The 24,536-nt window shown below is 57.8% G+C and carries 21 protein-coding genes, 1 tRNA gene and 1 CRISPR repeat array; of the genes, 14 read left to right on the top strand and 8 right to left on the bottom strand.

All coding sequences use genetic code 11. The features are described from left to right. Positions 1–63 precede the first annotated feature (63 nt). The 7 genes from cmr4 (at position 64) to LG374_RS07910 (ending at position 7,836) form a co-directional block, all read left to right on the top strand. The gene (cmr4, locus tag LG374_RS07940; protein WP_225757190.1) at positions 64–960 is read left to right on the top strand and encodes a type III-B CRISPR module RAMP protein Cmr4; all 897 of its coding nucleotides are present in this window, start codon (positions 64–66) and stop codon (positions 958–960) included. Further along, positions 957–1,337, top strand: a complete 381-nt coding sequence (gene cmr5, locus LG374_RS07935; protein ID WP_225757189.1) for a type III-B CRISPR module-associated protein Cmr5 — start codon at positions 957–959, stop codon at positions 1,335–1,337. Before cmr4 ends, cmr5 begins: the two co-directional genes overlap by 4 nt. After that, a complete protein-coding gene (locus tag LG374_RS07930; RefSeq protein WP_225757188.1) occupies positions 1,334–2,386 on the top strand; it encodes an RAMP superfamily CRISPR-associated protein in 1,053 nt (350 codons plus the stop codon). Before cmr5 ends, LG374_RS07930 begins: the two co-directional genes overlap by 4 nt. 66 nt (positions 2,387–2,452) lie before the next feature. After that, a complete protein-coding gene (gene cas6 / locus LG374_RS07925; RefSeq protein ID WP_225757187.1) occupies positions 2,453–3,391 on the top strand; it encodes a CRISPR system precrRNA processing endoribonuclease RAMP protein Cas6 in 939 nt (312 codons plus the stop codon). After that, positions 3,388–4,203, top strand: a complete 816-nt coding sequence (gene csx16, locus LG374_RS07920) for a CRISPR-associated protein Csx16 (RefSeq protein ID WP_225757186.1) — start codon at positions 3,388–3,390, stop codon at positions 4,201–4,203. Before cas6 ends, csx16 begins: the two co-directional genes overlap by 4 nt. After that, positions 4,200–5,417 (top strand): TIGR02221 family CRISPR-associated protein, encoded by a 1,218-nt coding sequence (gene csx2 / locus LG374_RS07915; protein WP_225757185.1) that lies wholly within the window; start codon positions 4,200–4,202, stop codon positions 5,415–5,417. Before csx16 ends, csx2 begins: the two co-directional genes overlap by 4 nt. Positions 5,418–5,565: 148 nt before the next feature. Further along, a CRISPR array of direct repeats spans positions 5,566–5,875; the repeat unit is 32 nt; unit sequence GAATAAAAAACGTCCCTGAACCAAAGGGATTA. A 689-nt stretch (positions 5,876–6,564) separates the two neighbouring features. After that, a complete protein-coding gene (locus LG374_RS07910) occupies positions 6,565–7,836 on the top strand; it encodes an ATP-binding protein (protein ID WP_225757184.1) in 1,272 nt (423 codons plus the stop codon). Positions 7,837–8,480: 644 nt separating this feature from the next. Here the strand turns inward: LG374_RS07910 and queC are convergent. Further along, entirely contained in the window at positions 8,481–9,140 is a 660-nt protein-coding gene (queC, locus tag LG374_RS07905) for a 7-cyano-7-deazaguanine synthase QueC (RefSeq protein WP_225757183.1), read from the bottom strand. A gap of 123 nt (positions 9,141–9,263) precedes the next feature. On the opposite strand from queC, the gene argG reads away from it, so the two are divergent. Further along, the gene (gene argG, locus LG374_RS07900; RefSeq protein ID WP_225757182.1) at positions 9,264–10,601 is read left to right on the top strand and encodes an argininosuccinate synthase; all 1,338 of its coding nucleotides are present in this window, start codon (positions 9,264–9,266) and stop codon (positions 10,599–10,601) included. A 39-nt stretch (positions 10,602–10,640) separates the two neighbouring features. Here argG and LG374_RS07895 read toward each other — a convergent pair whose 3' ends face one another. Further along, a complete protein-coding gene (locus LG374_RS07895; RefSeq protein WP_225757181.1) occupies positions 10,641–11,303 on the bottom strand; it encodes a DNA repair protein RecO in 663 nt (220 codons plus the stop codon). Positions 11,304–11,359: 56 nt separating this feature from the next. Here LG374_RS07895 and LG374_RS07890 point away from each other — a divergent pair, with 56 nt between their 5' ends. Genes LG374_RS07890 through coaE form a run of 5 tightly spaced genes read left to right on the top strand, consistent with a single transcriptional unit; the run spans position 11,360 to position 16,380 of the window. Continuing rightward, entirely contained in the window at positions 11,360–11,962 is a 603-nt protein-coding gene (locus LG374_RS07890) for an aminodeoxychorismate/anthranilate synthase component II (protein WP_225757180.1), read from the top strand. After that, a complete protein-coding gene (gene pilB, locus LG374_RS07885) occupies positions 11,959–13,656 on the top strand; it encodes a type IV-A pilus assembly ATPase PilB (RefSeq protein ID WP_225757179.1) in 1,698 nt (565 codons plus the stop codon). The genes LG374_RS07890 and pilB overlap by 4 nt, the downstream gene beginning before the upstream one ends. Positions 13,657–13,673: 17 nt before the next feature. Beyond that, positions 13,674–14,891: a type II secretion system F family protein gene (locus tag LG374_RS07880; RefSeq protein WP_225757178.1), complete on the top strand. Its 1,218-nt coding sequence runs from the start codon at positions 13,674–13,676 to the stop codon at positions 14,889–14,891. A 2-nt stretch (positions 14,892–14,893) separates the two neighbouring features. Then, a complete protein-coding gene (locus LG374_RS07875; RefSeq protein WP_370639334.1) occupies positions 14,894–15,769 on the top strand; it encodes an A24 family peptidase in 876 nt (291 codons plus the stop codon). A gap of 5 nt (positions 15,770–15,774) precedes the next feature. Beyond that, a complete protein-coding gene (gene coaE / locus LG374_RS07870; protein ID WP_225757176.1) occupies positions 15,775–16,380 on the top strand; it encodes a dephospho-CoA kinase in 606 nt (201 codons plus the stop codon). A 348-nt stretch (positions 16,381–16,728) separates the two neighbouring features. Here coaE and LG374_RS07865 read toward each other — a convergent pair whose 3' ends face one another. The 6 genes from LG374_RS07865 to LG374_RS07840 all read right to left on the bottom strand — a co-directional run bounded on the left by LG374_RS07865 (position 16,729) and on the right by LG374_RS07840 (position 22,833). Further along, the gene (locus LG374_RS07865; RefSeq protein ID WP_225757175.1) at positions 16,729–18,231 is read right to left on the bottom strand and encodes a helix-hairpin-helix domain-containing protein; all 1,503 of its coding nucleotides are present in this window, start codon (positions 18,229–18,231) and stop codon (positions 16,729–16,731) included. After that, positions 18,228–19,784: a protein phosphatase 2C domain-containing protein gene (locus LG374_RS07860; protein ID WP_225757174.1), complete on the bottom strand. Its 1,557-nt coding sequence runs from the start codon at positions 19,782–19,784 to the stop codon at positions 18,228–18,230. Before LG374_RS07860 ends, LG374_RS07865 begins: the two co-directional genes overlap by 4 nt. Before the next feature lie 2 nt (positions 19,785–19,786). Beyond that, on the bottom strand, positions 19,787–20,830 hold the full coding sequence (locus LG374_RS07855) for a TerY-C metal binding domain-containing protein (RefSeq protein WP_225757173.1): 1,044 nt from the start codon (positions 20,828–20,830) through the stop codon (positions 19,787–19,789). 9 nt (positions 20,831–20,839) lie between these two features. Further along, positions 20,840–21,358, bottom strand: a complete 519-nt coding sequence (locus LG374_RS07850) for a hypothetical protein (RefSeq protein ID WP_225757172.1) — start codon at positions 21,356–21,358, stop codon at positions 20,840–20,842. 126 nt (positions 21,359–21,484) lie between these two features. Continuing rightward, a tRNA-Ser gene (locus tag LG374_RS07845) sits at positions 21,485–21,577 on the bottom strand. A 134-nt stretch (positions 21,578–21,711) separates the two neighbouring features. Next, positions 21,712–22,833 carry a hypothetical protein gene (locus tag LG374_RS07840; protein WP_225757171.1) on the bottom strand — a complete coding sequence of 374 codons (1,122 nt, stop codon included), beginning with the start codon at positions 22,831–22,833 and terminating at the stop codon, positions 21,712–21,714. Between the two features lie 226 nt (positions 22,834–23,059). On the opposite strand from LG374_RS07840, the gene LG374_RS07835 reads away from it, so the two are divergent. Beyond that, positions 23,060–24,517 (top strand): peptide MFS transporter, encoded by a 1,458-nt coding sequence (locus LG374_RS07835; RefSeq protein WP_225757170.1) that lies wholly within the window; start codon positions 23,060–23,062, stop codon positions 24,515–24,517. The last annotated feature ends 19 nt before the right edge of the window (positions 24,518–24,536 follow it).

Raw genomic sequence — 24,536 nt, 5'->3', positions numbered from 1 at the left:
ACGCAACACAGTTACGATTTTTTAGATGTTTGACTATAACCCACCATCACAAGGAACCCCACCATGCAAGCACGTACCTACCACATCCAAGCCCTCACCGCCCTGCATATCGGCACCGGCCAAGGCGTCGGCGTCGTTGACCTGCCCATCGCCCGCGCCAAAGCCACCAACCTGCCGCAAATCCCCGGTTCAGCCATCAAAGGCGTCCTGCGCGACGAAGCCGCTGCCCAATACAATCTCAACCACAGCGACATCCGCACCCTCTTCGGCCCTGACAGCAGCGACGCCGACAGCCACGCAGGCGCCCTGGCCTTCGGCGACGCCCACCTCCTGCTCCTGCCCGTGCGCTCCTTCGCCGGCACCGTGGCCTACGCCACCTGCCCCTTCATCCTCCGCCGCTACGCACGCGACCTCGGCCTCGACCTCGCCATCCCGAACGCACGCGAAGAAACCGCCTATCTCCCCCAAAGCAGCCTGCTGCACGTTGAGGGTGACAAAGTTGCCCTCGAAGACCTAGACCTCAACGGCGTCGAAGACAACACCACCACCGCCTGGGCACAACACCTCAGCCAGGCCCTCTATCCCGACGGCACCCCGCAAGCGACCGAATGGCGCCAAAGCCTGACACAACGCCTCATCGTCCTGCCTGATGACATCTATAGCTACCTCGCCGACACCGCCACCGAAATCCGCACCCGCATCCGCATCAACCGCGACACCCGCATCGTGCAGGATGGTGCCCTGTGGACCGAAGAAAACCTGCCTGCCGAAACCGTCCTCTGGGGCATCATCGGCATCAGTGACGCCCGCAACCGTGACAGAAACCCCAAAAAAGCCGCCGAACTCAGCGTCTTGCTACCAGAAGGCGAAATCGCCCTACAACTGGGCGGCAAACATACCGTCGGGCGCGGCTTCTGCCGCCTGCTGCTTGCTCACCCCGGCACAGGAGAAAACGCATGAACCACCACATCCGTACCCAACACTACGCGCAGACCGCCTACCCGCTCGTTGCCGCCATCAAACACAGCCCGATAGAAGCCAAATATCGCACCCTCGCCCTCGCTTACCCCACCATGATCATGCAGGCCGGGCTGGCACAGGCTGTCGGCTTCCTCATCGCCAAAGGGGGCGAAGAACACCGCAAACTGCTGCAACACCTCGCCACACTGCTACTTGGCAAAGACGATACGCAAAAGCTGCACGAAGACGTCCTCAAAGCCGACCTGCGCCACTACCAGCTGCTCACCCGACAAAGCCTTGATGCCACCGCCTGGCTCAAACGCTACACCCAGGCCCTGCTCGGCAGCCCCAACAACACCGCAGGAGAACACCGATGACCACCCTCATGCGCCCGGCCTTGCGTGCCATCACCCGAAACACCCGCGATACCCACGCCGGCCTCCTCCAGCAACGCGGCCTGCCCCTATGGGAAAGCGGCAACAAAAGCGAAAAAAACAAACTCATCGAACGCATCACCCACACCACCGTCCCCAACCACTACCACCTCGCCCTGGCGCGCTGGATAGGACTGACCCGCAACAACAACCGCTTTACCAGCACCGTACTGCACTGCGAAAACCGCCTCTACATCGGCCTTGCAACCGGCAACACCCTCGAAACCGGCGTCCACACCCATCACAGCTACGGCGTACCATACCTGCCGGGCAGCAGCATCAAAGGCGCAGTACGCCACTACGCCGAACAAAACGGCCTCGCCCCGGCCTATCTGGACGAACTTTTCGGCGGCGACAGTGAAACAGGCGAACCCAGCGGTGCCCTCGTCTGGCACGACGCCTGGTGGCTGCCGCTGAACGAACGCGACTGTCCCTACATCAGCGAAGTCGTCACCGTGCACCACCAGGAGTACTACAACGGCAAAACCCCGCTGGCGGACGGCAGCGAATCGCCCATCCCCAACCAGCAAATCGCCACCGGCGGTGCCTACTACTTCGTCATCGAAGGCGCACCTGACTGGACGCGCTACGCCCTGGGACTCCTCAACGCCACCCTCGAACACCAGGGCCTCGGCAGCAAAACCGCCTCGGGCTACGGCTACTTCCGCAGTGACAACAACGCGATCTACGACAAAATAGTCGAAAAAATCCACAATAACTGGGAAAAAGCCTGTCTGCAAAGCGACCCCGATGCCCTGCTGCGTCATGAAATCGCACACGAAGATCCCCGTAAACTGGCCGACAACCTCAGCAAAAACAAGAAAAAATACTTGGAAGAATTGGGACTGGACGCCGACAACAATGATGACATCGCCAGAGTCGCCGCTTTAGTGGGGGAACTACATGGCGACATCGTGCAGGGCTGGGCAACAAGCGACAAAAAGAACGAGAACAAAGCCTACAAACTGCTTGAGCCTTACCTGCACACGTAGGGTGGGCTTCAGCCCACCGCCAAGCGTAGCCTTTGCATATCGGAAAAAAGAACAACCACCAATCCCATGACCATCCTCAACCTCCCCGCCACCCTCGCCATCGCCCGCTACCGCTACACCTTCACCCTCACCCGTGCCATGCGCGCCCCCGCCTACCCCGGCTCCGCCCTGCGTGGCGCCTTCGGACACGCCCTGCGCCGTGCCTGTGTGCCGCGCGGCCATGCACCCTCCGCCCTGCTCCTGCAAAACAGTCCCTACACCCATATCTTCGAACCCGCGCCGCGCCCCGACATCGGTCTGGCCAACCCCGCCACTATCCCGCCGCCCTACATCATCGAACCAGAAGCATACGGCGAACGCTGCGAATACCCCGCTGGCAGCACCTACCGCTTCAGCCTCGTCCTTATCGGCGACGCCCGCCACCACCTGCCGCTGATCAGCTACGCCTGGCAACAAGCCTTCAAAAACCGCGACGGCATCGCGCACGGCCAGGGCGAACTCACCGACATCGCCATCGAGCGGGCAGACGGCTGGGAAAACATCTACGCCGACGGTCGCATCACCCCGCACGACAACCACCTCACCCTGCCGGAAAACCACCCGCACGACCTCACCCTGCACATCCTCACCCCGCTGCGTCTGCAAAAAAACGGCATCGCCCTCGGCGTAGACCACCTCAGCGCCCAGACCCTGCTCAGCCAGGCCCTGCGCCGTCTCAGCCTCATCTGCCAAATCCACCTCGGCATCACCCCACAGGCCGATTACGCCGCGCTCAAAGCCCACGCCGCCACCGTCCGCTCACGCCCCGCCCTGCGCTGGTACGATTGGCAGCGCTACTCCAACCGCCAGCAACAAAGCATGCACCTCGGCGGCGCCATCGGCGACTGGCATCTCGGCAACCTTGCCCCCGAACACGCCTGCGCCCTGCATATCGGCCAGTGGCTGCACCTCGGCAAAAACACCACCTTCGGCCTCGGCCGCTACACCCTCACGGAGCACCCATGAAAAAACCGAAACATGAACTCATCATCATCCTCACCCTATCCCTGATCTTCATCCTCCTGCTCTTCCTGGCGCAGCGATACCCGAATACCTATCGCAACAACCTCGGCTTCCTCGAAATCGTCCTGAACTTCATCAACTTCTGCCTGCTGCCTTTCACCCTCTTCTTCACAGGCAAGAACTACTTCAACCAGCGCAACCAAAAACGGCTCGACGCCGAAAACATCGACCTCACCCTGCGTTTGCGCAACGACGACACCACCCCCGCATACCACATCGCCATCCCGCGCTACCTGTGCAGCCGCCAGGAAATCAAAGGCATCCTCAGCGACCGCTGTCGCGGCAACTACAACATCCCCTACCTGAGCGAACCGGCATTCCTCGATGCCATCGTCGCCGCACGCAGCGGCGACAGCAACCAGCTGACCATTTACATCGACACCCGCGACGAACTCGGCAAATTCACCCCCTTACCCCCCGCAACCAACAGCGGCAGTACCTGGTTCATCTCGCGCCACCCGGGCGCCATCGACTGGATCAAAAGCCAGAACGAATGGCACATTGACCACTACCTCACCCACCTCGACGACCCCGCCATCATCCAAAACGGCGACACCGTCCTCGGCACCCTGCCCATCCACATCGCCGCCGCCGTCTGCGCCAGAGGCGCGCGTTACTACTTCCTGCAACTGCCGCAAGAAGCGGCGCAGCGCGGCAGCGAATACAGCGCCGCCGACATGGCGGCGATGGGCTGCACCTTGCGCCGTTACCACATCGAAGCCCTTTGCCCCAACCAACCGGAGAACGCACCATGACCCGCAAACTCATCACCCTCCTCGGCAAAGCGCAAAAAGGCGGTGACTACCGCGAAGCCAACTACCTGCTGGATGACCAAACCTACCGCACCTCCTACTTCGGCCTTGCCCTCGACCAACACCTGCAAAGTGACCACCTCATCATCCTCGGCACCAGCGGCAGCATGTGGGACAACCTCGCCCAACGGCTCAGCATTGATGCTGACCTCGCCCTGCTCGAAGCCGCCGAACAGGACAGCGTCACCCCTGCCCTTCTCGCCCCGCTCGCGCAGGCGGCAAGCGACAAGCTCGGCAAACCCGTCACCTGCGACCTCATCCCCTATGGCCGCAGCGAGGCCGAACAAATCGCCACCATAGACCACATCCTCCACTACTACACCAAAGGCGACCGCGCCATCCTTGATGTGACCCACGGCCTGCGCCACCTGCCGATGCTCATCCAGCAAATCGCCAACCTCCTGCCCACTTTGCGCGGCACCAGCATTGAAGGTATCTACTACGGCGCACTCGACCTCACCCGCGACGATGCCACGCCCGTCCTGCGCATGGACGGCCTGCAACACATCAGCGCCTGGCAAAACGCCCTCGCCGCCTACGATTACAGCGGCAACAGTGCTGCCCTTGTCCCCATCCTCAACACCATCGGCATCAGCAATGCCACCACCCGCCTGCTCGCCCAGGCCTCCTTCGCCGAACAAACCCACAACCTGCGCCAGTACCGCGAGAAAATCCAGCAATTCCTCGCCGCCCTGAAAAAAGAACCCCCGACCCCGCTGCTCGGCCTCATCCAGCCAACCCTGCACGAACGCCTCAAACTCGACCCCAAACAACGCGACTGGGAACACCGCTTCCACCTCGCCACACAGGCGCTGCACAACGGCGACTACCTGCGCGCCGCCCTCTACGGCTACGAAGCCATCTTTGAACGCATCCTGGATGACAACCACTTCCAGCACAACGACGACTACGAAACACGCAAAAACGCCGTGCTGCGCTACATCCAAAGCCGCAAAGCCGACTGGCGCGACACTAAAAACGGCAGCCAGCACAGCCACACCCTCTACGACAAATACAAAAAGCTGCAGCACATTCGCAACGCGCTCACGCATGGCGAAAGAGGCAATGACTACATCACCGCCACCCTGAACAACGAAGACAAACTCCGCCGCGAACTGGAAGACTGCCTCGACAAACTCAAAACCCTGACCCTCTGAGCCGCCGCCCCTTGCGATGCCTGCCCGCCGCCGGAAAACCGCCCCGGCGGGCTTGCAGGCGCGAAGCGCGCAAACACGGCAAAACCGCAGAAAACATGACATGGCATTTGCAGAAAAACCGCCCTAGAATGACGGAAAACTGATCTCTAACAATCGGCAGACCCTGAAACAAAGGGATTAAGACCGTTAGCTCTTGGGGAAACACGTGCTCGGGATCTGAATAAAAAACGTCCCTGAACCAAAGGGATTAAGACCAGTCTGGAGCAGCTTCTTTGAGTCCTGCTTTGAGAATAAAAAACGTCCCTGAACAAAGGGATTAAGACCCGATGAATTTCACTAAAATTCATAGAGACTCCTGAATAAAAAACGTCCCTGAACCAAAGGGATTAAGACAACTTAGGTTCTTCTTGTTGGGCTTTACGTTCGGAATAAAAAACGTCCCTGAACCAAAGGGATTAGACGTTATGCCCAGCGTCGTTTTCCTGCCGTTGTGCTGTTGTGCCATGCCAAATGCCGCCAAGCGGCGTCATTACTGGGCTCGCCAAGCGGCGTTATTGCTGGACCCGGCAAGTGACGTGGTTATGGAGTTTTATCGCTTCGCGACTTGTTCACTGCCCCCATCCCGGTCTTCCCCACGGGGGAAGGGGACAAACGCCGCCAAGCGGCGTCATTGCTGGGTCCGCCAAGCGGCGTCATTGCTGGCCTCGCCAAGCGGCGTCATTACTGGGCTCGCCAAGCGGTGTAAATGCCGGGCTCGCTAAGCGGCGTCATTGCTGGCCCCGGCAAGAGGCGTCATTACTGGGCTCGCCAAGCGGCGTCATTACTGGGCTCGCCAAGCGGCGTCATTACTGGGCTCGCCAAGCGGCGTCATTACTGGGCTCGCCAAGCGGCGTCATTACTGGGTTCGTCAAACGGCGTAAATACTGTCCCCGCCAAGCGGCGTCATTACTGGGCTCGCCAAGCGGCGTCATTACTGGGTTCGTCAAGCGGCGTCATTACTGGGTTCGTCAAGCGGCGTCATTACTGGGTCCGCCAAGCGGCGTAAATACTGCCCCGTCAAGCGACGTCGTTACCGGGTCCGCCGGGGCATGGCATTCCGCCCGCCATATCAGTATCGTCGCCTTCCCGTCGTCCACCGGATATAACCATGCCCCCTTCCCTCCGCCTGCGTCTCGCCCTCGCCCTCACTGTCGCCATCATCCTTGTCGCCATCGGCGCCGGGGCGGCCGCCTTCTACACCATCCTGGATGAAACGCACGACGAGCAGGACAGCCTCCTCAGCCAGACCGCCTCCCTGATCGATCCTTACAACCCGCTGCCGCTCTACGACGGCGACGACAGCAACCACATCGATATCCAGCCCGTCTCGCCCTTTGGCCGCTACGGCCATTTCTTCCGCCAGAATCCTGCCGACGGCTTCCACGACATCGGCCGGCGCGGCGAGCGCTACCGCGTGTACATCCACACCTATCCGGACGGCTACCGCCTCGCCTTCATTCAGGACAGCACCTACCGTGATCAGGCCGCCTACGCTGGCGCGCGGCACGTCATCACGCCGCTGCTCCTCCTCGTACCGCTGCTCATCGTGGTCAGCCTCATCACCGTACACCGCGCCCTGCGCCCAGTGCGCCGCCTTTCGCACCAACTCGCCGCGCGCGACGAACGCGACCTCTCGCCGCTGGCCGACGCGCATATCCCCAGCGAAATCAGCGGCTTCATCCATGCCATCAACCACCTGCTGACGCGGATCGACGCCGCCCTCAAACGCGAACAACGCTTCATCGCCGACGCCGCGCACGAACTGCGCACGCCGATGACCGCGCTGACCCTGCAAGCGGAACGCCTCGCCGCGCAGATGGATAACGACGCCGCCCGACGCGAGCTGGAACCGCTACGCAGCGGCATCCGCCGCAGCAGTGCCCTGCTCGAACAACTGCTCACCCTCGCGCGCAGCCAGCATCGGGACGACGCCCCGGCCAGTTGTCATGTGCAAGCGGTGTACCGGCAAGTGGTGGAAACCCTGCTGCCGCTGGCAGAAGCGGCAGATTGCGACCTCGGCATCAGCGACAGCACAGACGCCGAACTGCCGCTACCGGCGACCGAGCTCTACACCCTCATCAAAAACCTCGCCGACAACGCCATCCGCCACGGCGGACAACGCATAGACCTCGGCATCGCAGTAAACGGGCGCACCACCACCCTCAGCGTCGAAGACAACGGCGACGGCATCCCCGCTGCCGAACGCGAACGCGTCCTTGACCCCTTCTACCGCCGCCTGGAAAACAGCAGCGACGGCACGGGGCTGGGCCTTGCCATCGTGAAAAGCCTCTGCGACAAACACGGCGCACAGCTCAGCCTGCACGACGCCCACCACAGCAAGAACGGCCTGCGCGTGGAAATCCGGTTCACACCGCGCTAAACCACGCCGCAACCTCGTGCGCAAGAAGCCAGTATCCATCCCGCTTGGTGCGAGAGCAGCATTTACGCCGCTTGGCGGGTCCAGTACTGATGCCGCTTGGCAGCGATTTGAACCGTAGAGCGGGCTTTAGCCCACCATGCCATCGCAACATTGTTTTACGGTGGGCCAAGGCCCACCCTACGCAACCCCAGCATTTATCCCGCTTGGCAACGATTTGAACTATAGGGGTGGGGTTTAGCTCGCCATGCCATCGCAATATCGTTTTACGGTGGGCCAAGACCCACCCTACGCAACCCCAGCATTTATCCCGCTTGGCGGCGATTTGAACCGTAGGGCGGACTTTAGCCCACCATGCCATCGCAACATCGTTTTGCGGTGGGTCAAGGCCTACCCCACGCAACCCCAGCCGTTATCCCGCCTGGCGGCGATTTGAACGGTAGAGCGGGCTTTAGCCCACCATGCCATCGCAACATCGTTTTACGGTGGGTCAAGGCCTACTCTACGCAACCCCAGCATTTATCCCGCTTGGCGGCGTTTCTCTTCTGCGGACGCACACCCCAACGCTCCCCCGCAAGCGGAAGATGGAATCTGAGTGCCTGGCGAGCCCAGTTTTTAGGAATGGCGCCGTGAGTTCGGTGCCGGTTTTATCCCCGCGCCTGGCGTAGAGCCTGGTATTCACGCCAGCCGCGTTCTCGCAGTTCGCAGGCCGGGCATGTGCCGCAACCCCCGCGCACGCCGCGATAGCAGCTGTGGCTGTATTCGCGGACGTAATCCAGTCGCCCCAGTTGGTCGGCAAGCGCCCAGACTTCCGCTTTTTTGAGGTTCATCAGTGGCGTTTCGATGCGGAAGTCGTAAGCCATCGCCAGGTTCAGGCTGACGTTCATGGATTTGATGAAAATGTCGCGGCAGTCGGGGTAGCCGGAGAAATCTGCTTCCGATACGCCAATCATGATGCGGCGGATGCCGCGCCCTTTGGCGTAAATCGCCGCATAGAGGAGGAACAGGGCGTTGCGCCCGTCCACGAAGGTGGTCGGCAGGCCGTCATCCCCTTGGGTAATCGCGGCGTTTTCATCTATCAGCGCGTTATGGGTTACGGCTTGCAGTTGGGGGATGTCCAGCACGGTTTGCCGTACCTGCAAATCAGCGGCTATCCGGCGCGCGCATTCCAGTTCGATGGCATGTCGCTGTCCATAGCAAAAGGTTATTGTCTCGACTTGGGGTGCCCCACACGTCGCGATTGCTTGCAGTAGGCAAGTCGTTGAATCTTGTCCGCCGGAAAAAATGACTAAAATCTTCTCGTTCATGACGATTTTTCCTCAAAAAATCGGCAATTATAGGGAATATCTAATGTAATGTACGCTTTAGCGCTACCATCTGCGCCTCGTGGTGCTAGAATGCCCTTTCGTCTTTTTTTACCGGAATAATTCATGAGCCAAGCAACCATCCTGCAACACCTGCCCGTCGGTGAAAAAGTCGGTATCGCTTTTTCCGGCGGGCTGGATACGTCCACCGCTTTGCTGTGGATGAAGCAAAAAGGCGCACGCCCTTATGCTTATACCGCTAATCTCGGTCAGCCCGACGAAAGCGATTATGCCGCTATTCCGCAAAAGGCTCTCACTTTTGGCGCTGAACATGCACGCCTGGTGGATTGTCGTGCCCAACTGGTGCGTGAAGGTATCGCCGCTATCCAGTGCAACGCTTTCCACATCACCACTGCCGGCTGTATTTATTACAACACCACTCCGCTTGGCCGCGCCGTGACCGGCACGAGGCTGGTTGCTGCGATGCAGGAAGACAGCGTCCATATCTGGGGCGACGGCAGTACGTATAAAGGTAACGATATTGAACGCTTCTACCGCTACGGTCTTTTGACCAACCCGCGTCTGAAAATTTATAAGCCCTGGCTGGATCAAGACTTCATTGATGAACTCGGCGGTCGCACAGAAATGTCGCAGTTCCTCAACGCCAACGGCTTCAACTATAAGATGAGTGCGGAAAAGGCGTATTCCACGGATTCCAATTTGCTCGGCGCCACCCATGAAGCGAAAGACCTGGAATATCTGAACAGCGGCATCCGCATCATCGAGCCGATTATGGGCGTAGCCTTTTGGCAGCAGGATGTCGCCATCGCGCCGGAAGAAGTGCGCATCCGTTACGCTGAAGGGGTACCGGTCGCCCTGAACGGACATGAATACAGCGATCCGGTTGAGCTGATGCTGGAAGCTAACCGCATCGGCGGGCGTCACGGCCTCGGCATGAGCGATCAGATTGAAAATCGCATTATTGAAGCGAAATCACGCGGTATCTACGAGGCGCCCGGTATGGCCCTGCTGCACATCGCCTATGAACGTCTCGTCACCGGCATCCACAACGAAGACACGATCGAGCAGTACCGCATCAACGGTATCCGCCTCGGCCGCCTGCTCTATCAGGGTCGCTGGTTCGACCCGCAAGCGCTGATGCTGCGCGAAACCGCGCAACGCTGGGTCGCTAAAGCCATCACGGGTGAGGTTACCCTCGAACTGCGTCGCGGCAACGACTATTCCATCCTCAATACCGAATCGCCAAACCTTTCTTACGCGCCGGAACGTCTGTCAATGGAAAAAGTGGAACATGCGGCATTCACCCCCGCCGACCGCATCGGCCAGCTGACCATGCGCAATCTCGACATCAGCGATAGCCGCAGCAAACTGGCGCTTTATCTCAAAACGGGGCTCATTGGTGATGGCAATGACAGCCCGATTCCGCAAATTGGCCACGAATAAATCATTGACCCTGGCAAAGGATGAGCGCCTTTTCAGCGCTTACCTTTGCAGGAGCTGTTTTAGCGCGATGGTGGTTTTACGGGTATTGGCGCGCCGCTGACTATAGAGATGCACAAGTCGCTGTAATAAATGTCGCGTATCCGGATGGGACCAATCAGGATCCCCCTGCAATAATCCCTGCAATATCTCACGGCGATAGCCCTGCGCTGCGGCACACAGTACCGCCGTATCTCCGCTGCTATCCAGGGAATAATAGGGTGCATGCCCCTGCATCTCCGGCAGCAAGCCCAAGTGCATCAACAAGGCGTATTCAAAGCGGCGCAACGCAGAGGCATCTGGAGATTGCAGGGCTTGGGCATATTGATAAAACAATTGCGGCACGGGATCGTCCATCGGCAACAGGCCCAAAAGAATTTCGTTCAGGTAGTGAGCGTTTAGCAGAGGCTGACCGGCCGGCGGGATAAAACTGCCCTGGACCTCCGCCTGCCATAAACTGGCAAGTTCCCCCTTTCGCTGTCCTGATACAGCTAATAAATGAAAAGGGGCATAAATATGAGTCTGGCGGTGCGTTCGCTGCTGCGGGATGCGTACACTGGCACGAAAACAGCCATAATGTACGCTAAGTACATCAATTAAATAATGATTTTCCTTGTAAGGACGGCGGTGCAAGACGAAGGCGGGTTCCTGTTCGATATGTATCATTTGCACAAAAGATGGTGCTATAATTGCAATTTGTTTAGATAAGGCGGGATTTTGCTGTGCTTTTGATGATAGATAATTACGATTCGTTCACCTACAACCTCGTACAGTACTTTGCTGAACTGGGGCAGGAGACGGTTGTCTATCGTAATGACGAAATCACCCCGGAACAAGCACACACACTGTCGCCTGATTACATCGTTATCGGCCCCGGCCCCTGTTCCCCCGCTGAAGCAGAAGGGGCAAACGCCATCATCCGTGCCTTTGCCGGAGAAATTCCGATACTTGGCGTGTGTTTGGGTCACCAATGCATGGGGTACGTGTTTGGTGGCACGGTCACAAGAGCACCGATGGTGATGCACGGAAAAACCTCGACGGTTTTTCATAAGGGCGAGGGCGTTTTTCGCGATTTGCCTAATCCCGTGCAAGTCGTGCGCTACCATTCATTAGCAGTACCGCCGCAGCAATTACCGCAGGGTTTCATGATGACCGCCTGGTCATTCGACGGTGACCAGCAAGTCGTGATGGGAATGCGCCATCCCTCACTCATGATGGAAGGCGTGCAATTCCACCCCGAATCTTTTATGACCGAATGCGGCCATCAAATGCTGGGCAATTTTCTTAAAACATTCGCAGGCGACAACAGGAAGGTTATGGCATGAGCGATTATGATCCCTTAATTGGTTATATGGTGCAGCATAAAATCTGTACCCCCGAACAAATCAGGGAAGTGCAGATTAGCGTACAGAAAAAACGTGGCAATTTTCTTCAACAATTACTTAGCGATGGATTGCTAGATGGCTCTCGGTTATCAAAGATAAATCGGGAAGTCTATAATCTTCCATATGTCATGTTGCGGGAAATGGATATTCGCCGGGAATTGACAGCACAATTCAAAGAAGCCATTGTCCGCAAACATATGGCTCTGCCGTTTTACGCGGCAGGTGGTCGCCTGTTTATTGCTACTTTTGATCCATCCAATCGCATGATGCTGGATGAATTCAAATATCAAGGGAAATTCACTTCCGTAGAGCCCATTATTGCCGATATGGGTGTAATCGAAGCGCTCATCGAGGATCACTATGCCGGCGTAAGCGGCATGGAACAAATCTTTGAGGATGACGAAAACCAAGAACAAAATATCAATGCTATCAGCGAAGCGCTCGCTGGCATGCCTGGAACGGAAGAAGAAGCGCCTGTTGTTCGCTTTGTATCCGGTATGCTGCTTGATGCTATCCGTACGGGTGCCTCGGACTTGCATTTCGAACCCTATGAAACCAGCTATCGGGTACGTTTCCGTCGGGATGGTGTTTTGCAGGAAGTTGCCGCGCCACCGCCCAATATCGCCAACCGGATTACTGCTCGTCTGAAAGTTATGGCCAGCTTAGACATCGCCGAAAAACGCGTGCCGCAAGATGGCCGGATAAAATTGCAAGTTTCCGAAACCAAGGCTATAGACTTTCGGGTCAGTTCACTGCCTACGCTGTGGGGCGAAAAAATTGTATTGCGTATTTTGGATAGCTCGGCTGCAAAACTAAATATAGATGTTTTGGGCTTCGAGCCGGATCAAAAACAGCATTATCTAGACGCTATCAGTAAGCCTCAAGGATTGGTGCTGGTTACCGGTCCGACGGGTTCCGGTAAAACCGTATCCCTTTATACAGGGCTGTCTATCCTGAATAAACCAACCGTCAATATCTCCACTGCGGAAGACCCGGTAGAAATCAACTTGCCCGGTATCAATCAGGTCAACGTCAATCCCAAAACAGGACTCGATTTCGCCGCTGCCCTCAAGGCTTTTCTGCGACAAGACCCCGATATCATTATGGTCGGGGAAATCCGGGATATTGTGACGGGTGAGATTGCTGTAAAAGCAGCACAAACAGGACACTTGGTGCTTTCCACCCTGCACACCAACGACGTGCCACAAACGATCGCCCGTCTCGTCAATATCGGCATTCCGTCCTATAACATCGCGGCGAGCGTCAACCTGATCATGGCGCAACGCTTGACTCGCCGCTTGTGCGGTAACTGCAAAATACGCGATCGTCGGCATAGTCATGACGAACTGGTAGCTTTGGGATTTGCCGAAGATGAAATTGATGATTTGCGCATTTACGCCCCCAAAGGCTGCGAGCGCTGCAGCTATCAGGGATATCGCGGACGTGCAGGTATTTATCAGGTAGTCCCCATTTCAGAATCACTATCGGAAATGATCCTGCACAATGCATCAGCAGCCGATATCGCCGAACAATGCCAGAAAGAAGGATACTGGGATTTGCGTCAATCAGCGCTTAACAAGGTACGCCAAGGCCTCACCAGTATTGAAGAAATTTTACGCGTCACCACAGACTAACTAGTTAAGGAGTCACCATGGAAACGAAAAAAGAACTAAAGACCTATCAATGGAAAGGCAGAAACAAACTGGGAAAAGAAATTTCCGGTGAAAACGATGCTAAAAATGATGCTGTATTAAAGGCATTTCTAGCCAAACAGGGATTGGTTAATGTCTCGGTCAAAGAGAAACCCAAACCCCTCTTTGAATCCAAAGGGAAAATTAAGAGTAAAGATATCCTGTTTTTTACCCGTCAGATGGCGACCATGCTGCGCGCGGGGATGCCGGTTTTGCGCGCTTTGGATTTGGTCGGTGAAAGTATTGAAAAGCCTTTGGCCATGCGGGAAATGGTTTTTGATCTGTACGAACGTATCCAGAACGGCGCAACTTTGGCAGAAGCCATGCGGGCACACCCTCTGCAGTTTGACGATCTTTATACGAGCTTGATCGCTGCGGGTGAAGATGCTGGTATGCTGGAGTCCACCATGGATAATATCGCTCTGAACCTGGAAAAAGGTGAAGCGACCAAGAAAAAAGTGAAAAAAGCTCTAACCTATCCGGCAATTGTTATGGTTTTTGCGGTTGTTGTAACAGCAATTCTATTAATTAAAGTCGTCCCGGTATTTGCTGAATTCTTCACTGCCAATGGTGGAGAATTGCCTGGATTGACACAAATGGTCGTGGGAATGTCCAACTTTATGGTGCAAAAAGGAATTTACTTCTTTATTGCCTTCATCTTCTTCTGCTATCTGTTTTTCTGGATAAAACGGCGTAATAAAAACCTGCAGGAAAAAACCAATATTGTCATGTTCAAGACGCCCGTTATCGGTGGAATTTTGAAATGCGGCGCCAATGCCCGTTTCGCCCGTACCATGTCTACTTTGTTTAATGCTGGTGTCCCGTTAATGCGCGGTTTGCAGGCAACGGCACCGGCAACCGGCAGCGTCCTCTTTGAAAGAGCGGTTTATGAAATTCGTGATGACGTGCAAAACGGTCAGCAAATGAGCTTTGCCATGAAAAATACCGGTTTATTCCCGACGATTGCCGTACAAATGACCGCCATCGGTGAGGAATCCGGTAACTTGGGTGAGATGCTGGGACGGGTTGCAACTTATTACGAAGAAGAACTGGATTGGCGTATTGATAACCTGACCGCCATGATCGAACCGGCAATTATGGCATTCTTGGCGATTGTCATTGGCGGCTTGATTATCGCGATGTACCTGCCTATCTTCAATCTGGGTCAATTGTTCTAATGATGTCTTTAGACGCCGTTTTTTTCCAAACGCCTTTCGGCATTGTGCTGATTGGCGTTTGGGGTTTGATGGTGGGGAGTTTTCTCAACGTCGTTATCTATCGCCTGCCCGTCATGATGGAGCGCGAAGAGAAAATGTACGCTTGGGAGATCCTGCATGGTGAAACGGAAGGTGGAGACAATAATCCTTTCAAAACAACGGAAACCTTCAATCTGATGTTTCCGGGGTCGCATTGTCCAAATTGCGGTACCCACATTCGTTTCTGGCAGAATATTCCTATCGTGAGTTATCTCTTGCAACGCGGTCGCTGTGTCGGCTGTGGCACAAAGATATCTATCCGTTATTTATTGGTGGAATTACTGTGCGGCGTGCTGAGTATTCTGGTTGTGCTGCGTTACCCCGATCCATGGCAACTAATTTTTGCCCTGCTGTTGACATGGGCACTGCTTGCCATGATTTTCATTGATGCAGAAAAACAGCTGTTGCCTGATGTGATAACCCTGCCGTTTATGTGGCTTGGTATTATCGCAGCCTGCATTCATGGTGGTCTCTTTGTCAGTTTGCATACCAGTGTGATTGGAGCCATTGTCGGCTATCTTTCATTGTGGTCGGTATATTGGGTATTCCGCCTGATAACTGGTAAGGAAGGAATGGGCTATGGTGATTTCAAACTGCTGGCGCTGCTTTGTGCCTGGCAGGGGATTGCCATGCTGCCGTTTATTCTGTTCTTCTCGGCAGTGACCGGGCTTATCTTCGCCATTATTAATCGTATTGGCCGTAGTATTCCGATGGCCTTTGGTCCTTATCTGGCCATCGCCGGCTGGCTTACTTTCATGTATGGCGGACGAATCGCAGCGCTAACCGGCCTGTCCCTCTAGCATTCATGATTATTGGATTGACGGGCGGCATAGCCAGTGGCAAGACTTTATGTAGCGACTGGTTTGCCGCCCGTTCTGTTGCCGTCATTGATGCCGATATCATTGCACGGGAAGTTGTCGCTAATGACTCTCCGCTGTTGCAGGAACTGGCCGACGTGTTTGGCCGCGATATTCTGACCGCCGATGGCGACCTCAACCGTGGTGTGCTGCGGGTACGCGCTTTTATAGACGATGCTGCCCGTAACCGCCTGAATGCCATCATGCAGCCCGCCATTCGTCACCGCTTGCTGCAACAATTGCAGGCGGCACCGCCTGAACCTTACCGCTTGCTTAGTGCCCCCCTGTTGCTGGAAAACGGACTGGATGTACTCTGTGATCTTGTCTTGGTCGTGGATGTCTCCGCAGCCACACAGCTATTGCGCGGCAGCCAGCGTGACCGGCAACGGTGCGACGCTATCGCCGCCATCATCGCCGCACAAATTTCACGTGAGGAGCGCCTACGTCGCGCCAATTTCATCGTCAACAACGAAAGCGGCATCCCCGCAACTTATCACCAACTCGCCGCACTGCACCAGCGCTTTCTTGGTTGGGCGCAGCAGCACGATTTCTGAAACCTGCGCGCAAAATCTCTTTCCAATCTTCCTCGCACATAGCAAGAAAATCACCTTCGTGGATACTTGGCGGAGTTAATGTTTTCGTCGCTTGGCGGGTCCAGTGTTTTCACCGCTTGGCGGGTCCAGTATTTGCACCGCTTGGCGGGTCCAGTGTTTTCACCGCTTGGCGGGTCCAGTATTTGCACCGCTTGGCGGGCCCAGTGTTTACGCCGCTTGGCGGGCCCAGTGTTTACGCCGCTTGGCGGGCCCAGTAACTACGCTGCTTGACGGGCCCAGTAACTACGCCGCTTGGCGGGCTCAGTGTTTACGCCGCTTGGCAGGGCCAGTATTTATGCCGCTTGGCAGCTATGCTCCCGCCATCTGCACCATCAGCAGGCGGCCACCTTCGCCTTTTTGCAGGAGGATTTGTGCGCCTTCTTCCAGTTTGATTTTGCCGCCGGGCGGAATGGCGGTTTTGCCTTGTACGTCGTAGCAATCCGGTAGTTGTTCGTTGACCAGCCACCAGTCGCCATTGTGCTGCACGAAGTAGCCGACGCGTTTGGCATCCGCCGCCGCCAGTTTTTCGTTGGGGAAGACGCGGCTGTCGGCGTGCCAGCGGAAGAGGGATTGGCCGCTGTATACCATGATGCGGTGGTTATCCGGACGGTAGCTGCCGCCGGGCGCCTGCGAGTAGAGGTTCAGGACCGGCAATTTGCCGCTGTGCGCCGTGCCGCAGAAGGGGCAGCGCGGGCTGCGGCTGTTGTCGAAGGCGTACCACTTTTGCTCGCATTGCTCGTTGCCGCAGGGTTGCAGCAGGTCAACGGTTTTGACGAGCGCGTGTTCCCATTCGTCGGCGGTCGGTCGCGCAGGTGGGTTGTGCAGGCCATCAATGAAGGCGCGCTCGAAGAGTTTCGCGATGTAGGGGCCGCACAGGGTGTAGGGGGTTTTCGCAGTGTCTTTCCACGGCAGTTCGCTCGCTTTGAGTTGCGCGGTTTTGATGCGGTTGCTGGTATCCATCGGGTGTTCGATAAAGAGAGCCTGGCTGCCCATGCTCAGTTCTTCGTCGCGCTGGCTGTCGTTCGCATCGTGGATTTTGTCGCCCCGGAGCGGGTGGCGGTAGAGCAGGTACATGTAGATGAGGACGGAAAGTGCGTGCAGGTCGGTGCTACGGCTCGGCAATTTGCGTTTGGGGTCATCTTTGTCGAGATGGGCGGTTTCAACGACTTCCGGGGCGATGAAATCTGGGGTGCCGACTACGGTTGGTGGGTGTTTGCCGGGCACAACGAGGCCGTCGATGTCGATGAGGCAGGCTTGCCCCGTGGTCGGGTCAATCAGGCAGTTTTTGTAGCCGAGGTCGCTGTGCGAGAGGCCGGCCATGTGCATGCGGCGCACGGCGCGCGCCAGCATGAGGCAGATTTTCAGGTGGCGCATCCAGTCGCCAAGTTCGCGCGGGTCAAGGTATTTGTTGCGGTTGTTGGCGCTCGCGAACCATTTGCCGTCTTTTTCTTTGCCCTTGATGTTGAGCATGTCGTGGTTTCTGCTGCCGTACTGGAAGAAGAAGTTGCTACGGTAAAAGGGGACGACGACGCCGAGGCGGTTTTCGTATTCGACGACAGCAGTCGGCCAGCAGTAGAGGTTTTTCAGGTAGTTGCCGCCTTCCTGGTTGAAGATGCGCTCGCGGTATTGGCCGGTGATCATTTCCAGGCGTTCGCGCGTGGCCGGGTCGGCTTTTTCGCGGAAGAAGGCGACGACGTAGTCGCCATCCGGCGAGAATTTGACGTCTTTCATGCCGCCCTGGGCTTTGACTTCGTCGATGAAGCGGATGGTCTGGCCGTTGGTTGCGGTGAGGGTGATGATGTTTTTGTTCATGCGCTTTCCTTGTCGGCGGGGATGAGGAGGGCGATGGTGCGGTCGTCGTGGTTGCCTCTGGACCAGAAGCCCAGCCAGTCAAGCAGGGCGGTATCGGGTGCTGGATCGGCGAGCGGGGTTTTTAGTTCTTGCCACAGTGCCTGCCACAGTGCGGGGTTTTTCAGGCCGGCGTCGGTTTCGAATTTGGGGTCGGAGACGCCGTCGGTCATAAGGATGAGGATGTATGGCGCGGCGTCGTTGTGGTGACGGATGCGGCGGGCGATGTCGGCTTCGTCGAGCTGGGCACGGCTGAGGAATTGGGTTTCGCCGGAATAGGCGCCGCTGTCGGCTTCGCCGAGCAGGTGCAGGGTGCCGCTTTCCGGCTGCCACAGGGCAGCGGCGCCATCGCCAACCTGGTAGGCGGCGTGGTACCAGCTGCCGTCCGGCAGGGCGACGGCAAGGCCGATGAGCAGGGTGCAGGAAAGGCTTTTGGCTTCGAGGCCGTGTTGTTGTGCGGCTTCGAGGTGGGCTTTGTGCGCGGCATGCAGGGCGTGGCTGATGAGGTTGGCGGCGATTTTTTCGCGCTGCGCGGGATCGACGTGGGCGAGTCTGTAGTGTGGTTTGTCGGTGTCGTCCAGCAGGGCGATGATGGTGTTTTTGACGGCTTCAACCGCCTGTTGTGAGCCGTAGCGGGAATGGGCGGCACTGCCGGCCCCGTCGGCAACGGTAAGGAGGTGCAGGCCGCTCGCGGCGTGGTAGTGGAGGCGGTAGTCGTCGTCGCAGTAGCTGCCGATGTGGGCGTGTGAGCGGCCGCGCTGGCGGGCGGCGATGAGGCGGCCATGCGGGGTGGTTTGTTCTTCGTGGGCGCTGTCAGGTTTGGCAAAGGGTGCGTCCTGGTCGGAGGGCAGGTTTTGCCACAGGCTTTTCGGATCGGGGTTGATGTGCAGGTTGAGGTGGATGGGGACTTCTTTGTCGTTGTCGCGCAGAGTGATGTAGATGGTCAGGTCGCCGCTCACGGTCGGGGTGCCGTAGATGCGGCGGGTGTCATCATCCCAGGCAAGGCCACTGTCGGCGTTTTCGATGGTGAGGCCGGTGATGGGCAGGTCGGCGGGCAGGGTGTATGCGTAGGGCTGTCCCTGGTTGGCGTTCGGCAATGGCGGCAGGTGGATGACCGGGGTTTGCACGGCGGTAGGCGTGGGGGTGGCGGGGCAGGGCATGGCGGTATCCGGGGTTGTGGGGTCAAGCGGGGCGAATTCGTCGTCTGTTTGCGGGGTTTCTTGGGTGATGCTAGCAGTCGCTGTGGTTTCGCTGGCGGTTTGTTTGTCGTCCTCTCCTTCGTGGGGACGGGGGACGGTCGCGTCGTCCGCCATATCGTCCGGGTTATCGGCAAGCGGGGAGGGGTTATTGGTGATGGCTGTGTCATCCGGCAGGTTGTGGGCCGCTTGTTCTTTGTTGAGCTGGCGCTGCCAGGCCTGCATGAGCTGGGCGATGAGGTTCTGGTGATTGGCGATGAAGCGGGCAAGGATTTCGTCGTCGGCGTGGTGCAGCCATTCTTTGAGGGTTTTCGGGGTCATGGTCAGCCTCGTGAGCGGGCGATGTCGAAGTCGCCTTCGGCACTACCCATGTAGATGGTTTTGTTACAGCCGGGACAGGTGACTTCTCCGTCTCCGTCCACGCAGAAGACTTGGCCGCAGGAGCAGGTGGCGAGGCCGTATGTCGCGCCGCAGTGCGGGCAGCCGCCACCGCCTTCGAGCATGGAGGCGGCGATGGTGTTGGCATTGGCGCGTGTGTCCGACCAGTCGAAGTAGTCTTTTTCCGCCGGATAGACGCCGACGTAGCGGTACACCTGCGGCGCCTGTTTGGTGAAGAAGGGGATGTCGCCGATGTCGGGCATCCGCTCGTATTTCATCAAATATGGCAGGCGCGTTTTGGCGCAGAGGCCGGTGATGATGACGTAGTTTTCGTCCAGCGCGGCGGCAGCCATCGCGTCTTTGACGAGGCTGAGCGCCGGGCTTTCGTTTTTGTCGAGCGTCAGCGGCACGTCCACGCCAAGGCTTTTGCTTTGCGCGGAGACGGAGGAGGAGATCCAGTTGATGAAGGTGCGGAAGTCGTCTTCGTCGTTATTATCAAGACGCAGGGTGTGGTCGCTGATGCTACTCAGGGCGCCGAGGTCGGCGAAGGGGCCGATGCCGATGGTGACAAGGGTGGCGCGCCTTTGGTAGTCCCGCTGCCAGCGGGCAATGGCGGCGGCGGGGTCGTCGGTCGCCTTGCCGTCGGTCATGAGGTAGATCATGGGCTTGTAGTCGCCTTTTTGTGTGGGGCTGTTGGCGACGACGTTGTTTTTGATTTCGGCCATGACGTGTTCGAGCGCAGTGCCGAGGGAGGTACCGGAGCCGATGGGCAGGCGCGGCGGGTAGAAGGCGAAGAGTTCGGTGAGCGGCGCAATGGTGCGCGCGACACCGGCAAAGGCAATAACGCCGAGGTGCACGGTTTCAAGCGCATACGGGTCAGCACGCAGGGCTTTGATGAGGCGGTCGATGCCTTCCTGCATCTGGCGCAGGTTGTCGCCAGCCATGCTTTCGGAGATGTCGATAACGAGGTAAACGGGGAGGCGGCGCATGGGGGTTCCTTAGGGTTGGCGGAGGGCTGTTGCGGTGCGGTGGAGGAGTGCGGCACCACTGAACAGGGTCATGATGATGAGGTAGGTGGCGAGCTCAGTGTATTGCGGATGGGCGCGGGCGAGCGTCAGCCACAGCAGGGTGATGGCAAAGTTGGCGAGGTGGGCGGTGTAATCGGCGGCGAGTTCAAGCCGCGTCGGCGGGGTTTTGCGGCGCACGTCCTGCCATAGGGTAATGAGGTAGAAGAATAGGGCGGTGAGGATGGGCGGGGCGAAAAAATACGGATCTTCAACGGAATAGACGAAGCCGCTGAACATAATAATCGGGATATCCAGTCCTACCGGATTGCTGTGGTACGCAAGGCCGCACAGCACGGCAAGGAGGACGATGACAACCGCATCCTGCCACCACGGCAGCGCCGGTGACAGCGGACGGTACAGCACGAAAAAGGCGGCGAGTAGCGAATAAAAGATGGCCGGATGGATGAAAAACGGTGTGAGACGGGTGAGAATGGCGTTCAGGCGGGACATTGACGGGACGGGTGGTTAATGTTCGTGTAATGATAGCAAAGTCGCTTGCCGGAGCAGCGGGCAAAAATCCGCATCATCTGCCATTCGGGTACAAAAAAACCACCGCTGACGGTGGTTTTGTTGTTCTGGCGGAGAGGGGGGGATTCGAACCCCCGATAGAGCTATAAACTCTATACTCCCTTAGCAGGGGAGCGCCTTCAGCCTCTCGGCCACCTCTCCATTGAAAGAGGCGCGCATCATACAGGCGCTTGCCGGCAATGTAAAGCGGATGTATCAGAGCCCGTTGATACTCAACTTTGCGGCGGCGTTTTGCCGCAAGAATCCGTTACACAGGTCGAGCGTCAACAGGCAGCTTATTCGTCTGCCGCATGATCCGCAGCGGCGTCGGGATGTTCTGCCAGCGGCACAGGCGCCGGTTCGGGGTAGTAATACCAGCCACAGATGCCGAGAACGAGCCACAGCAGCGCGGGCAGCGGCGCGCAGTAACAGGCAGTGAGCCAGAGAAGTATTTGCGGCACGACGGCAGCGGCGCCGCCGAGGACGCGGAAGAAGGTGGTGTTGTTACGACCATCGGCGGCGCGCCCGGCGAGTAACGCCGCGGCGGCGATAAGCGGGAAACCGAGAGCAAACAGCACCTTGGCCCACGGGCGGTGTTCGGCTTTGCTGGCGCGGAGGTCTACGGTATTTGCGGGCGGGTAGGCACGGGTAACGAGCCAGGTGGCGGGAAGCGGTTTTTCCGGACAGTTTTGCGCGGTGTTTTCTGCCGCCTGGGTACGCAGGAAGACGGCACCGTAATCCGCACCGTCGCGCGCCCCCCGCCAGGCCCGTGCCTGGATACGGTTAAAGGCAGCGTTGTCGGCGGCGTTGACGCTGATGTAGTCCAGGGCATTAGCGAGTTCTGCCTGCAAATCGGCGATGCTTTCGCCCAGCGGGCGAAAGGCAGTACCGACGATGATGCTGACGCGGCTGCGGAAGCCGTCCGGCTTGCTGTAATAGGCGGCAAGCGGCTGCACGTCGAAATCCACCCCGGCGGCTTTGAGACGGGCGACGATAACTGCCATGCCGTTATGGTAGGGCAAGGGATGCGCCTGCCAGGCGCTGGTGCCTTCGGGATAGAGGCAGAGGCTGCCGCCGTTCTTGATTTGTGCGATGGCGGCGCGCACCGGCGAGGGTACGGCGTCGGCAGCGATACCGTAGCGGATGCGGTCTTTGTCGCGCACCACCGGAATACCGGCGAAAAAGAGGCGCAGATACCAGTGGCGCAGCAGTTGGATGGAGATGAGCGAAGGCGTATCGCCGAGGGCGGTCATGTAGATTTGCCCGTCGGTCGCGCCGTTTCTGTGGCTGAGGAGGAAGAGGGTCGGGCGACGGCTAACGCTGTCACCGCGCACGCTCACGCGGCGATAGTAGAGGGTGCGGACGAGCCAGCCGAGGAAGCGGCAGCGGCGCGGCAGAATAAGCGGCGTACTGGACATAAGCAGAAGCGGTAGTGAAGATTGGCGGATTATAGGCGCAGCCGCAGTAAGCTGAGATGTTATTTGCTGTGGCTGATTAACAGCAATGCTTATTTTTTATGTGGCTTACTTGTGGATTCTTGTGCTACATTCAGCGCGTTCGGGGGCGATCCCCTGTGGGATGCTCCGAATGCACACGCACCGTCGGCGCGTGATGCAGTTCACCACTTATAACGGGAGTCCCGCTATGTCTGCTTCAACGCATTTGCACAAATCCTTCCTCGGCCATCCGCGCCAGCTCTTCTCGCTGTTCAGCATTGAGATGTTCGAGCGCTTCTCTTTCTACGGGATGCAGGGCATCCTCATGATTTACTTGTATTACGCGGCGACCGAAGGTGGCCTCGGCATCGATAAAACCGTCGCGGGTGGCATCATGGGTGCTTATGGCGGCAGCGTGTATCTTTCCACCATTCTCGGCGGCTGGGCGGCTGACCGCGTCTTCGGCGCAGAGCGCACCCTTTTCTATTCCGGGGTGACGGTGATGCTCGGTCATATCGCGCTTGCCCTCGTGCCGGGGGTGACGGGGCTTATCTGCGGTCTGGTGCTGATAGCGCTGGGCAGCGGTGGGGTCAAGGCGTCTTCCAGCTCGATGGTCGGCTCGCTGTATGAGGATGACGCGCTGCGTCCGCTACGCGATGCCGGCTTTACGATTTTCTATTTCGGCATCAACGTCGGCGGCTTTTTCGGCCCCATCATCACCGGCTGGCTGCAAACGACGCGCGGTTTTCACTATGGCTTCGGCGCGGCTGCCATCGGTATGGCCATTGGTTTGCTGATTTACGCCATCGGTCGCCGCAATCTGCCGCGCACCGGCGCACCAAATCCGTTACCGCCGGACAGCATCAAAATCGCCATTGCCGCCGTGCTGATTGTGTCTTCCTTTATTGCCGCCGCCGTATTCTTCAAGGAACTGCGCCTGGACAACTTCGCCACCGTGCTGCTGGTCGTGGTCGTCTTCGCCGTTACCGGCTATTTCGTCCGCCTGATGAACGATGACAAAGTGGACGCTGAACACCGCCGCTATATCTTGGCCTACATCCCGCTCTTTTCCGCAATGTGCATCTTCTGGGCGCTGTGGTTCCAAATCTACACCGCCTTTACCGTCTATTTTGACGAAGTGATGCCGGCAAAACGCACCTTCGGCGATTTCGTCATCCCCGTCTCGTGGAAAGACTCGCTGCAAAGCCTGTGGGTCATCGCCTTCTCCGGCATCATGGCAGCGGTATGGACGAAACTCGGCGCACGCCAACCGAAAACGCCACTGAAATTCGCGCTATCGCTCTTTGTCCTCAGCCTGAGCTATCTCGTCTTCGTTCCCTTCCTGATGAGCGGGACGGTAATGCCGCTTTTCGTGCTGGCCCTTGCCGTGCTGTTCAACACACTCGCCGAACTCCTGCTTTCGCCGATTTCATTGTCCTTCGTCACCCGCATCGCGCCGGAACACTTCAAAACCCAGATGGTGGCGCTAAACTTCCTCAGCCTGTCGCTCGGTTTCACCCTCGGCGGCAAATACTTTTCCACCTGCTATCAGGCGGAGAATCCGGCCTCTTTCTACGTTCTGACCACACTGATCGCCATTGCTACCGGCCTCGTTCTGCTGGTGATGGTGCCGATGCTGAATAAAATGCTCAAAGGGGCGGAATAACACCCTCCCGCCGATAAAA

Origin of the sequence: Cardiobacterium sp. Marseille-Q4385 (assembly GCF_916618745.1) — a bacterium.
Classification (GTDB): Bacteria; Pseudomonadota; Gammaproteobacteria; order Cardiobacteriales; family Cardiobacteriaceae; genus Cardiobacterium.
This window is presented reverse-complemented; position numbering and strand designations above follow the sequence as displayed.

Bases quoted from the DNA above. Each gene is read 5' to 3' on its own strand.
- coaE (WP_225757176.1), top strand. From the start codon at position 15,775: ATGATTATTGGATTGACGGGCGGCATAGCCAGTGGCAAGACTTTATGT.
- cmr5 (WP_225757189.1), top strand. From the start codon at position 957: ATGAACCACCACATCCGTACCCAACACTACGCGCAGACCGCCTACCCG.
- LG374_RS07835 (WP_225757170.1), top strand. From the start codon at position 23,060: ATGTCTGCTTCAACGCATTTGCACAAATCCTTCCTCGGCCATCCGCGC.
- LG374_RS07850 (WP_225757172.1), bottom strand. From the start codon at position 21,358: ATGTCCCGCCTGAACGCCATTCTCACCCGTCTCACACCGTTTTTCATC.
- LG374_RS07895 (WP_225757181.1), bottom strand. From the start codon at position 11,303: ATGATACATATCGAACAGGAACCCGCCTTCGTCTTGCACCGCCGTCCT.
- csx2 (WP_225757185.1), top strand. From the start codon at position 4,200: ATGACCCGCAAACTCATCACCCTCCTCGGCAAAGCGCAAAAAGGCGGT.
- LG374_RS07880 (WP_225757178.1), top strand. From the start codon at position 13,674: ATGGAAACGAAAAAAGAACTAAAGACCTATCAATGGAAAGGCAGAAAC.
- queC (WP_225757183.1), bottom strand. From the start codon at position 9,140: ATGAACGAGAAGATTTTAGTCATTTTTTCCGGCGGACAAGATTCAACG.
- LG374_RS07875 (WP_370639334.1), top strand. From the start codon at position 14,894: ATGTCTTTAGACGCCGTTTTTTTCCAAACGCCTTTCGGCATTGTGCTG.
- LG374_RS07910 (WP_225757184.1), top strand. From the start codon at position 6,565: ATGCCCCCTTCCCTCCGCCTGCGTCTCGCCCTCGCCCTCACTGTCGCC.
- cas6 (WP_225757187.1), top strand. From the start codon at position 2,453: ATGACCATCCTCAACCTCCCCGCCACCCTCGCCATCGCCCGCTACCGC.
- LG374_RS07865 (WP_225757175.1), bottom strand. From the start codon at position 18,231: ATGAACAAAAACATCATCACCCTCACCGCAACCAACGGCCAGACCATC.
- argG (WP_225757182.1), top strand. From the start codon at position 9,264: ATGAGCCAAGCAACCATCCTGCAACACCTGCCCGTCGGTGAAAAAGTC.
- LG374_RS07855 (WP_225757173.1), bottom strand. From the start codon at position 20,830: ATGCGCCGCCTCCCCGTTTACCTCGTTATCGACATCTCCGAAAGCATG.
- csx16 (WP_225757186.1), top strand. From the start codon at position 3,388: ATGAAAAAACCGAAACATGAACTCATCATCATCCTCACCCTATCCCTG.
- LG374_RS07840 (WP_225757171.1), bottom strand. From the start codon at position 22,833: ATGTCCAGTACGCCGCTTATTCTGCCGCGCCGCTGCCGCTTCCTCGGC.
- LG374_RS07860 (WP_225757174.1), bottom strand. From the start codon at position 19,784: ATGACCCCGAAAACCCTCAAAGAATGGCTGCACCACGCCGACGACGAA.
- LG374_RS07930 (WP_225757188.1), top strand. From the start codon at position 1,334: ATGACCACCCTCATGCGCCCGGCCTTGCGTGCCATCACCCGAAACACC.
- cmr4 (WP_225757190.1), top strand. From the start codon at position 64: ATGCAAGCACGTACCTACCACATCCAAGCCCTCACCGCCCTGCATATC.
- pilB (WP_225757179.1), top strand. From the start codon at position 11,959: ATGAGCGATTATGATCCCTTAATTGGTTATATGGTGCAGCATAAAATC.